The following is a 13,197-nucleotide window of genomic DNA, read 5'->3' as shown; positions in this document are numbered from 1 at the left end:
GCGGATGCTTCGGTCAGAAACTGCGATGCGTCATCGGGGATCACGAGCTTGGCAAGATGAGCCTGTTCGGCGGCAAGGGTGGATTCCGCCTGGCAAGCTGGCGGCGCGCTACCGCCGACCTAGCGCTGCAGCCGTTCTGGCGGACTGAAATTGGCAACTACGTTTTGATGGGTGTCACGTCCTCACTTCTGGCCTTTCCAGTTTATGAACCCGAAGCGTTGCCCGAGGAACGGCAGGACTGGTTGGCCCTGCGTGATGTGCATTTGTCGGAGATACGCCAGGCTTTCGCCGCGCTGTCCGAGCGACAACGCGTGCTGCTGTTTTGCCACGACCCGACCGCGTTGCCATTCCTCTGGCGGGAAGCAGCCGTCCGCGCCAAATTACCACAGTTGGAGCACACGATCATCGGACACCTGCATTCCCGGCTGTTTTTTTGGAAGAGCCGGATGCTGGCCGGCATGCCCACCATCCGTTTCCTTGGCAATTCCATCCGTCGCATGAGCCACGCGTTGAACGAAGCGCGGCGCTGGCGCATGTTCAAGCCGCGCTTGTGCCCCTCCATCGCCGGCATCGAATTGTTAAAAGATGGCGGCTATTGCGAAGTGCTTGTTGACGAGACTGCCTCCGGTCCGGCCAAAATCCGTTTCCATCGACTGCCGAGATGAGAATCCCCAAACGCGCTTATGGAGAATGGCGGGAGTGGCGGGGCTCGAACCCGTAACCTCTGCCGTGACAGGGCAGCGCTCTAACCAATTGAGCTACACCCCCGCGCAAGGGGAGCAAGAAGCTAGGGAAACCTGTCGCAAACGTCAACGGGTAACTCGAGGAACAAAAGCGATTCGGGCAGCAGACGCCAAGGAGGTGGGGGTGGGGAACCCCGCTGAAGAAACGTACCGCTACCCGAATCACAACTAAGTTAGAACTCACACGAGTTTTGTCAACAAGTTATCTTTGCCGCGCCGGCCTCGGCAAAGTCATTTTCGCGCGAGGGCCAATACCGGGAGACCCGTCGTTGCTCCCGTTCTGAAATCTTCTGCACTCACGCCGTTGTGACGAGCCGGTAAAAGACTTGACGTGATTTCGGAATCTGTTTGCATAACCACATGAAACTGAATTTTTTCAAGCTGCTGGCGCTGGCCGGATTGCTGTCGTTTGTCGCCGGCTGCGTTTCGACCGAGAAGGATGATTTAATCTTCGGTCTGCCCGGCAAGGACAAGATCGTCAGCCGTTATGAGCTGCCCTACGACAAGGTCAAAGCGGCCACCATCACGGTGCTCAAGCGCAACGGCACACTGGTCGGGGACGACCTTGTCAGAAAGGTTCTGGAGGCGAGGGTGGACACGGCCAAGCTGTTCGTCGCCCTGGATGACAGCGAACCCAAGATCACAAAGGTAACGGTGCAGGTGCGCCGCGGGGCCGTCGCCGACATCGACCTCGCCAGCGAGATCGACAAACAGATTTACGGCCAGTTGCTTGTGAATCAATGATTCACGGGCGGTTTCGCAGCCCGATGTTCTGTTCGTAGGAGCCAAGTTTCACGACTTGGCTCTTTTTCTTCGCGCGAAGTTCCAACTTCAGATGAGCCATCCGGTTTCTCGCGTTCTCCGCCGCCGCTGACTGGGGAAACAGCTCAACAACGCGCTGCAACGCCGCTCGCGCCGCGGCCGTGTCTCCGGCGTTTTTGATTTGCAGGTCCGCCAAAACGTTGAGCCAATGGACGGCATGTTTCGGCGGGAGGTTCGGTTGCGCAATCAACTCTTCCAGCTGGCCCATTGCCAGATCGAGCCGTTGATAGTACTCCGCATAGATCAGAGCCAGTCGTTCGCGCGCCTCGCTGTCCTGCGGGTGGTCTCTCAGGTGTTCGACCAGTTTCGACGCGACCGCGGCGGGATCCTCCGTCGGCGCCCGCACGTTCGCCGGTTCTCTCAGCAGCCCGATGTTTTCCTGAAACTGCCCGACCTTGATGCGATGAGGCTCCTTCTTCTCTGTCAGCATTTCCGGTGTCATCAGGTGCGCGATACGCTGGCCGGCAAGATAAGCCTGCTCCGTGTCAGGAAACATCTGGATGATCTGTTCCAGCGCCAGGCGCGCGGAGTCCGGGTCGTGTCCAAATTTCAGGTGCCAATCCGCCAGGCGATTCAACGCCAGGGCCATGTTCATGGGACTCGGTTCACATTCGACGAGCAACCGTTCAATGGTGACCTGGGCCCCCGGCAGATCGTTCAAATTCTCAGCCTGGACGTCAGCGAGCATTAACATTCCGTTGAAGTTGCCGGGAAAGCGCGCCAGTTGCTTCCGGATCTCCGCCACCGCTTCCAGATATTTCCCTTGTTTCCGTTTCGCCTCGGCGATCGAGTAGAAGGGTTGAGGGACGATTTCCTGGTCGCCTCCATCGAACAAACCCGTCAAGGGCTTTCCCAGCACGTCCGCGATGTTGCTCCCCCAGGTAATCCCAAGAACGACGCCGCAAATGGCACAGGCAATCACGACGACGAACGCGGTACCGTAGTCCAACCCGCCGCCCGAGCTGGCAATTTTCCCGGCCGCAATCCACCACGTAGTGCTCACCATTACCGCCGTGATGACCCATTTCGAAATCAAACGCGCGGGATCATCGCTTTTCTTCAACCAACGGTAGAGAACCCATCCGACAACCCCCGCGCACAGCGCCAACTCGAGGACTGAGGACAGTTTCGACGGCAACCAGTTCATGGAATGCACAGCCAAGATTTCGTTGTCAGCATCGCAGGCGAATGGCGTCAGGACTGATTGGCCCGTTTGGCGATGCGGTCGGGATTGCGCGCGCGGCTCAGGGCCGTGTCGTAGCTGATCTGACAGCGGCAATATAATTCGTAAAGGCAGCTGTCCATCAGCACCATGCCATCCCTTCCGCCCGTCTGGATGCAATTCTCCAGTTGATGCAGGTTGTTTTCGCGGATGAGATTCCGCACCGCACCGCTGCTAACGAGAAGTTCATAGGCGAGTACGCGCCTCGAACGATCGACCGCGGGCAGCAGTTCCTGCGCGATGATGCCTTGCAGCGCATTGGCAAGCTGCAAGACGATCTGTCGCTGGGCGCTTCCTTCAAAAACGCCAACGATCCGTTCCAATGCCAGCGCGACACTCGGCGAGTGCAGCGTGGCGAGGACAAGATGTCCGGTTTCGGCAGCCTTCAACGCCGTGGCGATTGCTTCATGATCACGCACCTCGCCCACGACAATCACGTCCGGATCCTGGCGAAGTCCATGCACGAGCGCGCGGTTGAAGGAGTGCGTGTCCGTCAGCACTTCCTGTTGCACGACAATGGCACGCTTGTTTTCATGCACGTATTCGATGGGATCCTCAATCGTGATTATTTTGCAGCGCCGCTCGCTGTTGATCACGTCCACCATGTAATTCAACGTCGTGGTCTTGCCCGCGCCGGTCGGGCCGGTGATGAGAAACAAGCCATTCGGCTTGCGCGCCATATCGTCAATCTTCGCCGGCAGTCCAAGTTCTTCGCGTCCGGGAATCCGGTCTCCGCAAAATCTGAAACTCATTTCCGGATGGCCATTTCTCCGGTAAAACGTCACACGCACGCGGCCGGCGGTCGGATGGAGCAATGAAATGCACAGTTCCCATTCACGCTCGAACTTCTCGCGTTGAACATCGTTAAGGAGAGCCTCCGCCATCGGCGTGACGACTTCCGGCGTCAGTGCGTCTTCGTCGGCAAGAATGATTTCTCCGTTGACGCGATAAGCCGGCGGCACTCCGGCGATCAAGTGCAGATCCGACGCGCCGTATTCACTGGCCGTCGCGAGCAGTTTGTCAAATCGCGATTCGTTCATCGCCGGAAGATCTGCCTCCACCGGCTGCGCAACTTGCACCAAAAGCCCGCCTGATACATTGGGCGCAGTGCGGCGTCCGCGTCGCCGCTTTGAACATCAAATTGGCGGGCATGTTGGAAGGAGATGCGAGCTGGCTCGACCAATCCAAGCGCCTGCTGGGAAAAACCAAGCTGCAGCCAGAGCACACCCTGGCCCGCGTCGAAGCTGAGCGCTTCCTGCACGAGTTTGAGCGCCAGAGCGAATTTCTTGTAGTAGTGGTGAATCCTTGCCGCCAGCCAGCGGATGAACCAATTATTGGGTGAGATTGCGAAAGCTTTCTCAAAACAATAGTCCGCGCGCTTCTCCTGGCGTGCCATCTGAACGTCGCCGCGGGCAAGCCAGATGTAAGACGTCTCGCCTCGTTCGCCAATCGATGCGTCCGAGTAAACGATCGCCGCTCCGAGGTCACCCAGGCGCGCCAACGCCACAGCCTTGGCGGCGAGCAGTTCCGGTTCGTTGGGAAAACGTTCCAGTGCTTTGTCCGCCCATTTTTTTGCTTCTTCAAACTCGTTTAATTCGACCAGCATCCGCACTTGGCCGGTCCACGCAACCGGGTTGCACGTGTTAAATTCCAATATCTTGGCGTAAAGACGCAGCGCCCCCTCGAATTGTCCATTTTCCAAGGCGCTTTGCGCCCGCGCCAGATAATAGGCTTCGTCTTTGACAAGCCGCTGGGGGCTTTCGGCCTGCCGGCCGGACTGCTGTTCGCCTTCGAACTCTTCATTGAACTCAAGCTTGTTGAAGCGGCTCATAACTCGTCCCGTGGTTTAGGGTTCGTGCTGCGGTCAGCCGGAAAACTATGGCTACATCCATTCAAGCGTCGAAGCGTTGCGCGACGGTCGTCACCATCCAAGTCACGAGTGACATTACCCAAGTCCGCCCGAATAACCAAGTTTTTCCGGCCCAAGCCGGTCGCTTTATATGACTTCTGGCAGCTTTGACAATGCCACATTTAACCCATCACGCGAAATCCTGGAGCACGACAGCTGGATGTGGTCTTGCCCGTAAACCCCGATTGGCCTTGAAATCCCAGCCTCTCGGCACTCTCTCGCAAGACAAAAATCAAAACGCGCTACCTCCCAGCGCATTCCTATCCTACGTGGTTCGGGCTGCACTGGCGTATCGCGCCCGACCCTCGGCCCAGATGCGCAGGCGGTTGATTTGCTCGTCCATGGTCTTCGCCAAGGGCACGGTTTGATGCAGCGCTTCGAGAACGTGTCCGGTCGTCAGCTCCACTTTGGCGTAAAACGCGTCGTAAAGCGCGCTGATGACGGCCTGCTCGATTTCCGCGCCGCTAAAATTCTCGCCGCGTTTCGCGAGCGTTTGCAAATCGAACAATTGCGGATCGCGCCCGCGCTTCGCCAGGTGAATGCGAAAAATCTCTTCGCGCTCCTCGTTGGATGGCAGGTCAACGAAAAAGATTTCGTCCAGCCTCCCTTTGCGCATGAGTTCAGGCGGCAATTGCGAAATGTCATTTGCCGTGGCCACGACGAATACCGGCGCGGTTTTTTCAGACAGCCACGTCAGGAATGTCCCGAAGACCCGCGCGGTCGTCCCGCCATCGGTCGCGCCCGAGCCTTGTGAACCTGCGAAGGCCTTGTCGATCTCGTCCACCCAGAGAATCGCCGGCGCGACCGATTCAGCCACGGCGATGGCACGGCGGACGTTTTCTTCCGACGAACCGACCAGACTGCCGAACATGCGGCCCATATCGAAGCGCAGCAGTGGCAGTTGCCAGAGGCAGGAAACCGCCTTCGCACTCAGACTTTTCCCGCACCCTTGCACGCCGAGCATCAGGATCCCCTTGGGCGCGGGCAGACCGAAGGCCCGTGCTTCGTCGGTAAACGCCACGGCCCGCTTTTGGAGCCAGTCCTTCAGCACGGTCAACCCGCCGACATTTGAAAACGTCTCGTTCGTCGCATAATACTCAAGCAACCCGCTCTTGCGGATGATCTGCTGTTTTTCCGCGAAGACCTCGTTGACATCGTCGCCGCTCAGGCGCTCGTCCTTGACAATAATCTTGGCGAACACATTCTCCGCCTCTCCGAGCGTCAAACCCAGCGCGGCCTGCAAGAGGCGCTCGCGTCCCGCCTCATCGAGATCAATCTTCACCTGCTTGAATTGTTTCACGTCCTCGATGATTTTGTCCAAAAGCACGGCCAGGTCATCCCGCGCAGGGAGCGGAAAATTCAGCATCGTGATTTCCTTTTCCAGTTCGGCGGGGATTTCCAGGACTGGCGAAACCAGTATGATCGTTTTGAAACTGTTTTTGAGCTGCAGCGAGATCTCCTTGAGCTTGCGGATCACCGCAAAATTGTTCTTGGTTAGAAACGGATGGAAATCCTTGAAAACAAAGATCGCCGGGTCCACCTGATCAATGACCTGGTCCAGTGCAATCAGCGGATCTTTGGTCGGAGCATTGCGGTGCTTTTGCGACTGAATTGACGTGCCGGCAGGCACGATCCCGGTGCTGAAACTCCATTCAAAAACCTTCTTCTGCCGCCGTTGGGCTATTCCCACCACCAATTGCTGCACGCGTGTCTCCTCCGCCGAGACGACATAGAGAATCGGATAACGGGCGCGAATCAGGGTCTCCAGTTCCTGGTCGAAATTCATTCTTTTGCGACCGTCTTCGATCGTTCGCGTTGACCGTCCGTGATCAAATCCACACGAGGATGAATCTGTTCATCGGCGGGACTCAGCTCGCCCAGTACCGCGGCGAAGAGAGGAGTCAGATTGTGGACCAGAATCCTCCCATCCGGCAGAATCAGTAGCTCGCTGGTTGGACCGGTTCCTGGCGATTCGGCAGGGGGTAGGTTGCATTTTTCGATCATAGTCGCCACCAATCTGTCGTGCCTTGGGTCATTCTATTGAACGGAGGCCAAATTCGCGAGCAATCTCCCACGCCCTGTTCGCTTCACTGGTTGAAGTGGTACCCCGCATTTCTGCATGCCTCGCCGCATGCCATGCTGGCCAGAATCCGGTCCGCAAATTGATCTTCACTGCCGGGATATTTCTGGCGAGCCATTGCGCAACCGGCGCCCAGCAACAGTCCACGTGCCCCGGCATGACCAGGTGCCTGATGATCAGCTCGCTATGGTCGCTGGCCCAAAGGAGGTTTTCTCGAACCACACGCGTGTAGCCCGAGACCCGCGCCAGACGCTGCGCGCACGCGTCATTGCCAAACTTGTAATCCGCCAGCCAGACATCAAAAAGTCCATCGAGCAATGCGCGGGCCTGGGCCGAGCCATGAGCGTTGGTTTTCCAAACGAGTTTCGCCCCGTCCGGCAAGGCAGCGACGAGTTCCAACACCGATGGAAGATGAATCGTCGGTTCGCCGCCTAAAATCATGATGGTCCGCGCACCCTCGGCCAGCGCGGCCCGCGCCTTGGTCGTGAGCGAACCGACCTCAATCGGCTCCCCCGCGCGGGCACTCCAGCTCTCGGCCCCGGTGATGCAGAAGGCGCAGCGGAGATCGCAACCACTCAACGCGATGGCGAAGGTCGGGATCAATTCGAGTTCGTCTGAAACCTCCACCTGCACCATAAAAACCCGTGCCTGAGCGCCGGCGCGACAGAAACCCGCCGCACCAGACAGCCGGTTCACGCCACAGTGATGCGCGCACAGGTGGCAGTCGGCCAGCGCAGCGCGCGCCGCCTCCACGCGCGAGCGAGCAATCTCCGAGCGACATCTCGTTCGTTGTTTCGGCTTGATGTCCTCGATGCAAATCATCCGTTGGCCTCGCCGCGAGAGAACAGTTTTCTCCACCAGGACCGCGACGGCTTCGGCTCTTTCGCGATCGACTCGGCCACGCGATGTGCGAGCGCGGCGGGGACTTCAACCTGCGCGGCATCGCGGCGAAGTATCTCCTCCGGCGAAGCAAACTCATGTGTCGTCTGCAAGGCGGCGGCTTGTTCGGTCGTTTCCTGTTTCTGCTGGTGCTGAAACTTGGGGGATTTAGGGTTCATAATCGGATCAGGCGGGTTTCTGGAACTGGAGGACAAAGGATTTTCGCGCACGATGCAGTTTGCCGCGGATCGCGTCAGAGCTTTGCCCGGTCAGGGCGGCCATTTCCTCGTAACTCAACTGTTCGTCGGCCACAAGCAGCAGCAGAAGCCGGTATTCCTCCGGCAGGGCATCAAGTGTCTTTTGAATACGCTCGCCAAGCTCCTTGATTTCGAGCACGCGCAACGGGGTTTCCGTCCTGGAGACGGCGCTTTCCCAGATCGAGTCGTCCGCGTTGCTGACCATGTTGCGCTGGTACCAGGTCTGACGGAGATTCTTGCAATGGTTGATCGCGATGCGATAGAGCCAGGTGCGCATCGCGGAGTCGCCGCGAAATTCGCCGAGTTTCCGGTAGGCTTTCAGGAACACATCGTGCGTCGCATCTTCCGCCTGGGCCGGATCGCCGAGAAAACGCAAGGCCAGATAGAAAATCTGGCGGGAATGTTCCTCGTAGATCGCGCCAAATTCAGGCGAGGCCCACGTCGGCCCGTGGCCGGCGGAGACTGGGTCGTCGCCAGCGGGACCGGTCGCCTGGGCCTCTTTCATGCGATGCGGCCCGCCGGAAACGAACTGAGATTCAGCTTCTGCAGGCTTGGCCATTGAACAGCGTGGTGCCATCGCTGATTCGACAGGACCTTGGCGAAAAAGTCACGCCGGGAAGAATCCCAAGCCGGGCACTGTGGCATGATCTTATCCAAACTTCACCGGTCCCATGCTTCCGTTATTCCCCGGCCTTCTGGTCGTATTGAAATTCAAGAACAGTCCGGGAATCGGTTCCCGTGTTGCGCATTTCCATGTTTTTCAGTTCCCAATGGCCGTTGACCTTCGTCACACTGCCGATTTCGAATTCTTTGATCAGTTTATTGTCTGGCCCATAGGCCTCCGCGAGAATGGGCTGCCCCGTTTCGATGTCTATCCAGGAACGGACGCGCGTATAACCCGCGGCATCGGGCCGCGGGTTGACACTTTCGAGCACTTTGCACGGACGGCCCTTTCGCATCTTGATCTTGGCCTCATGGACGATTCGCTGTCCGGGCCAATGGAGAAATTCCAAACCGAGATCGGCGAGCCAGAAGTCGGAGTTCGCAAACGGAATCATCGCCTTGTCGCCGGCGACCGGCTCCCCAATTGAACCATTGCTCCGGTGCGAAAATAGATAACGGTTCGGCCCACCCTCGGTGTGAATGACCTTTAGCGTCTCGCCCGCCATACCGCCACCGCCCTCGATTTCGTAAACATTCTGCCACGTCTTCTCGCCCGAAATGAACCGATAGTGAAACGGGACATTCGTCCGCCTGCCGTCAGCGTCACGAATCTTCAACAGACCCCGGATTGCCAGGTCGTCTGCCGGGCGTAACAGGCGGAGTTCCGCGGCAAGTTTCTGGCCCTCTTCGTCGGAAACCGCGACGGGCTTCGTTGCTGCAACGTTCGCGCAAATGCCAAACATGGTCATCGTCAGGCAAAAGGCTGTCCGCCCCACTGTCATTGTGAACGCAGGGCGAGCGGCAGGATCTGCGAAATGTGCCGAACAAAGTGGGCCTTGAGCTTCCGGCGAACCTCCGCCGGGACTTCGACCCAATCTTTGCGGTTTTGTTCGGGCAGAATGACATGTTTGATACCGGCGCGGCTCGCCGCAAGCACCTTTTCCTTGATGCCGCCGACGGGCAACACCCGGCCGCGCAAGCTTATTTCCCCCGTCATCGCCACGTCGGAGCCGACCAGACGCTGTGCCAGCAACGATGCGAGGGCCGCGACGATCGTAACACCCGCGCTGGGACCGTCTTTGGGCGTCGCGCCCGCCGGAATGTGGATATGAACGTCCTGCTTTTCAAAATCGGTAAAATCCAGTTTCAACGCTTTGGACTGGCTTCGCAAATACGTCAGCGCCGTCTGTGCACTCTCTTTCATCACTTCGCCAAGCGAGCCGGTCAGCAGCAGTTTTCCGGTGCCCGGCATGCGGGTCGCCTCGATGAACAGAATGTCACCCCCCACAGGCGTCCAGGCCAGACCGACGGCGACACCGGACTCCGTGATGGTCTCGGCCATCTCGGTCTCGAACTTCGCCGGACCAAGGTAGTCTGGTAATTCATCGGGGGTGATTGTCAGCGGCCGGAGCAGACCCTGCCGGCTTACAATCTTACGCGCCGCCTTGCGGGTCAGGGCGGCGATTTCGCGTTCCAGCTGTCGGACGCCCGCCTCCCGGGTGTAATCCTGGATCAATCGCTTTAACGCCGCGTCCGGCAGTTTCACAAGCTTGGGCTTCAAGCCATGCTCCTCCAACTGGCGAGGCACAAGATAGCGTTTCGCGATTTGCAGTTTCTCGGCAGCAGTGTAGCTGGGCAGCTCTATCACTTCCAGCCGGTCGCGCAATGCGGGATGGATCGGATCAAGCCAGTTGGCCGTGGTGATGAACAGGACGTGCGACAGGTCGAACGGCATGTCGAGGTAATTGTCGGTGAACGTGTGGTTCTGCTGGGGATCGAGCACTTCCAGCAGTGCCGCCGCCGGATCGCCGCGGAAATCCGACCCCACCTTGTCGATCTCGTCCAGCAAAATGACCGGGTTATTGCTCTCCATGCGCCGCAGGCTTTGAATGATGCGGCCGGGCAATGCGCCCACATACGTCCGCCGATGTCCCCGGATCTCCGCTTCATCGCGCATGCCGCCCAGTGCGATTCGGGCGAATTTCCGGCCAAGCGCGTCAGCCACGCTTTTACCAAGCGAAGTTTTGCCCACGCCGGGCGGGCCGACGAGACAGAGGATCGGGCCTTTCAATTTGTTCTTCAGCTTGATGACCGCCAGAAACTCCAGCAGCCGGTCCTTCACCCGGGTCAATCCGTAATGTTGCTCGTCGAGAATGCGCTCGGCGGCGGCAAGGTCTATCTTGTCTTCGGTTGCCTTCGCCCACGGCAGATTGACGATCCAATCGAGATAATTCCGCGAAACCGTGTATTCGGGGGTCGTCGTCGGGATTTGCTGCAAACGTTCCAGTTCCTTTAGCCCCACTTTTTTCGCGTCGTCCGGAAGCTGATTTTTCTCGATCTGATCGCGGAGGGAATTGATCTCACCGGTGGCCGGATCGGATTCGCCCAGTTCCCGCTGAATCGCGCGGATTTGCTCGCGCAGGAAGAAGTCGCGCTGGCTCTTGCTCATTGAGGAAGCCACTTCCTTCTGGATTTTTGAACCGAGTGTCAGCACTTCCAGCTCGCGGCTCAACAGCGGCAGGAGGCGCGTCAGCCGGTCTCTGACCACGTTCATTTCCAGCAACTGTTCCCGTTCCTCCAGGCTCAGGTTAAGGTTCGCCGCGATCAGGTCCGCAAGTTTTCCGGAGTGTTCCGTGTTCAGCGCCGCGACCTTGACCTCGTCGGACATCGCGGGTGAGAGGTTGATGATTTCCTGGAACTGACGCTGCGCGTTCCGTGTCATTGCGGTCAATTCCAGCGACTGTTCGACCGAGTCGCGGATGACTTCGATCCTTGCGCGGAGGTAAGGCTCGTGCGATTCGTATTGCGCGATCCGGAAACGGCGCAATCCCTCCACGAGAACCCGGACGGTGTTGTCCGGAAACTTAAGCATTTTCACCACCCGCACGGCGCAGCCGTTGTTCCACAAATCCTCGGGCGCCGGATTCTCGACGTCCGGCTTCTTTTGCAGCACCAGGCCGATGAAACGATCTCCCGCGACGACGTCGTCGATCAGCCGGATGCTCGCCGCAGACTCGACGAGCAACGGCGCCACCATGCCGGGAAAAATCACGATGTCGGACAACCCGAGAATCGGCAGGACGTCCGGAATGGACTTGCCGCCCGCGCGCGTGATGGTTGTGTCCGAGCCGCCGGTGGAAGCTCCGAGGATGCTGATGAATTCAGTGTCCGGTGAGGTCATTTTATGGCCGCTCTCATGGTTAGATGTCGGAGCCGGCCAAAAAGTTCAGCGAAAGGTTAACCTTCGCCGGAAGGAATGGAAACTGAAATCGGCTTTTGCGACGAGGGCGCGAGAACCGGCACATCAATGCGCAGAAAACCATTTTGATAAGCGGCCTTCGCCTGGCCCAAATCGTACCCGGGAGGGAGTTCAATGACGCTTTCAAACGCGCCGTAATTGATTTCCATCACCAGAAATGTGCATTTCGCGGCGCGGCATCCGTCCGGGCGCTGTCCGCTGATCTTCAGGCGGCTGCCCTCGACCGTCAGCTCCAAATCCTCTTTGCGCATGCCGGCCAACTCGACCTTGATGACGAGACCACTTTCGGCCACATAAACGTCGGTGTTCGGCACCCAGTAGGTTTCGGAGGAATCCAGACCGACGCTTTGCGGTCGTTTAACGAAATGAACGGATGCGGAAACTTTGTTCAAGGCCATGATCAACGCGAAAGTATATCAATATCAGAGGCAGCGCAAGCAAGAGGTGATCAGGATTTGACGATGATTTGCGGGCGTTCGCCCTTGCGCGCGCGAAAGACAATCGAGCTTTGCGACCGGGATTGACCAGCGCAGCCGCAATGAGTGTCGCGCTCAAATCTGAACTTGCGGCGCCGGAATCGCGCCCGGAGAAAGATTCCTGCGGTCGCGGCGACAATCAAAAGCGAAATGGTTTGCTGCCAATCCACGTTGCCAAGATACTCCAAGTCAGAGTGTTGGCAACCCTCATTATCGCCCGCCAGTCACCAATTCCGGCTCGCGCGGCCGAGGTATCACCCTTAACGTCACGCCATGCCCGACAGAATCTTCCGCCATCAGCACCGCGTCACCTACTCCGATTGCACCCTGGGTAACCATGTTTACTATGCCCGCTACCTCGACATTCTCGAAGAGGTCCGTGGTGAGTTTTTCCGTTCGCTCCGACTCCCGCTGCTGACCCTGCAACAGGAGGACACCGTTTTTCCCGTGATCGAGAGCCGCCTTGAATACATTCGCGCCGCACGTTACGACGACGTCCTTACCATCGGCCTTTGGTTGACCGAACTCGACCGCGTGAGGCTCAACTTCGGTTACCACATTGACAATCAGCATAACCAATCCATCCTTGAAGGCAGCACTCATCACGTTTGTGCAACGATCGCCGAAAACCCGAAGCGCATGCCGGGTAAGTTGACCGAATTGCTCGCGCCGTACCTGCGCACGTCGTCAACCTGAGAAGGCTGCCCCCGCCTCACTCGCCTTTCGACATGGTCTTTGCTTTCGGGTCCAAAACTCGATCCGGATGCGAGTACACGTTGAACGAGTCACCACGCAAAAAACCGATCAGGGTCTGTCCGACTTCGCGGGCGAATTCGACCGCCAGACTCGATGGTGCCGAGATCGCGCAAACGACGGGGATCCGCGCC

The 13,197-nt window shown here is 58.3% G+C and carries 14 protein-coding genes and 1 tRNA gene; 3 read left to right on the top strand and 12 right to left on the bottom strand.

Translation table 11 applies throughout. From position 1 onward, the window contains the following. A partial coding sequence (locus VN887_16000) for a hypothetical protein (protein HXT41509.1) occupies positions 1-665 on the top strand: 665 nt, incomplete at its 5' end. A 26-nt stretch (positions 666-691) separates the two neighbouring features. Here the strand turns inward: VN887_16000 and VN887_15995 are convergent. Next, positions 692-768, bottom strand: a tRNA-Asp gene (locus tag VN887_15995). A 335-nt stretch (positions 769-1,103) separates the two neighbouring features. Here VN887_15995 and VN887_15990 point away from each other — a divergent pair. After that, on the top strand, positions 1,104-1,487 hold the full coding sequence (locus VN887_15990; protein ID HXT41508.1) for a hypothetical protein: 384 nt from the start codon (positions 1,104-1,106) through the stop codon (positions 1,485-1,487). Position 1,488: 1 nt separating this feature from the next. On the opposite strand, the gene VN887_15985 is transcribed toward VN887_15990, so the two are convergent. The 10 genes from VN887_15985 to VN887_15940 all read right to left on the bottom strand — a co-directional run bounded on the left by VN887_15985 (position 1,489) and on the right by VN887_15940 (position 12,232). Then, on the bottom strand, positions 1,489-2,712 hold the full coding sequence (locus tag VN887_15985; GenBank protein ID HXT41507.1) for a tetratricopeptide repeat protein: 1,224 nt from the start codon (positions 2,710-2,712) through the stop codon (positions 1,489-1,491). 47 nt (positions 2,713-2,759) lie between these two features. Then, complete coding sequence (locus VN887_15980; protein HXT41506.1) at positions 2,760-3,827, bottom strand: PilT/PilU family type 4a pilus ATPase; 1,068 nt, start codon at positions 3,825-3,827, stop codon at positions 2,760-2,762. Then, the gene (locus VN887_15975; protein HXT41505.1) at positions 3,824-4,618 is read right to left on the bottom strand and encodes a tetratricopeptide repeat protein; all 795 of its coding nucleotides are present in this window, start codon (positions 4,616-4,618) and stop codon (positions 3,824-3,826) included. The genes VN887_15980 and VN887_15975 overlap by 4 nt, the downstream gene beginning before the upstream one ends. Positions 4,619-4,961: 343 nt before the next feature. Then, positions 4,962-6,482, bottom strand: a complete 1,521-nt coding sequence (locus VN887_15970; GenBank protein HXT41504.1) for an AAA family ATPase — start codon at positions 6,480-6,482, stop codon at positions 4,962-4,964. Between the two features lie 246 nt (positions 6,483-6,728). Continuing rightward, the gene (locus VN887_15965; GenBank protein ID HXT41503.1) at positions 6,729-7,472 is read right to left on the bottom strand and encodes a radical SAM protein; all 744 of its coding nucleotides are present in this window, start codon (positions 7,470-7,472) and stop codon (positions 6,729-6,731) included. Positions 7,473-7,594: 122 nt separating this feature from the next. After that, a complete protein-coding gene (locus VN887_15960; GenBank protein ID HXT41502.1) occupies positions 7,595-7,834 on the bottom strand; it encodes a hypothetical protein in 240 nt (79 codons plus the stop codon). A gap of 7 nt (positions 7,835-7,841) precedes the next feature. Then, the gene (locus tag VN887_15955; protein HXT41501.1) at positions 7,842-8,471 is read right to left on the bottom strand and encodes a sigma-70 family RNA polymerase sigma factor; all 630 of its coding nucleotides are present in this window, start codon (positions 8,469-8,471) and stop codon (positions 7,842-7,844) included. A gap of 121 nt (positions 8,472-8,592) precedes the next feature. Then, on the bottom strand, positions 8,593-9,318 hold the full coding sequence (locus VN887_15950; protein HXT41500.1) for an outer membrane lipoprotein-sorting protein: 726 nt from the start codon (positions 9,316-9,318) through the stop codon (positions 8,593-8,595). A gap of 35 nt (positions 9,319-9,353) precedes the next feature. Further along, positions 9,354-11,756 (bottom strand): endopeptidase La, encoded by a 2,403-nt coding sequence (gene lon / locus VN887_15945; GenBank protein HXT41499.1) that lies wholly within the window; start codon positions 11,754-11,756, stop codon positions 9,354-9,356. Positions 11,757-11,812: 56 nt separating this feature from the next. Further along, on the bottom strand, positions 11,813-12,232 hold the full coding sequence (locus VN887_15940; protein HXT41498.1) for an Hsp20/alpha crystallin family protein: 420 nt from the start codon (positions 12,230-12,232) through the stop codon (positions 11,813-11,815). A 351-nt stretch (positions 12,233-12,583) separates the two neighbouring features. On the opposite strand from VN887_15940, the gene VN887_15935 reads away from it, so the two are divergent. Then, on the top strand, positions 12,584-13,006 hold the full coding sequence (locus VN887_15935) for a thioesterase family protein (GenBank protein HXT41497.1): 423 nt from the start codon (positions 12,584-12,586) through the stop codon (positions 13,004-13,006). A 16-nt stretch (positions 13,007-13,022) separates the two neighbouring features. Here the strand turns inward: VN887_15935 and VN887_15930 are convergent. Continuing rightward, on the bottom strand, positions 13,023-13,197 hold a 175-nt coding region (locus tag VN887_15930; protein HXT41496.1), incomplete at its 5' end, for a formate dehydrogenase accessory sulfurtransferase FdhD.

This window comes from Candidatus Angelobacter sp. (genome assembly GCA_035607015.1).
Classification (GTDB): domain Bacteria; phylum Verrucomicrobiota; class Verrucomicrobiia; order Limisphaerales; family AV2; genus AV2.
This window is presented reverse-complemented; position numbering and strand designations above follow the sequence as displayed.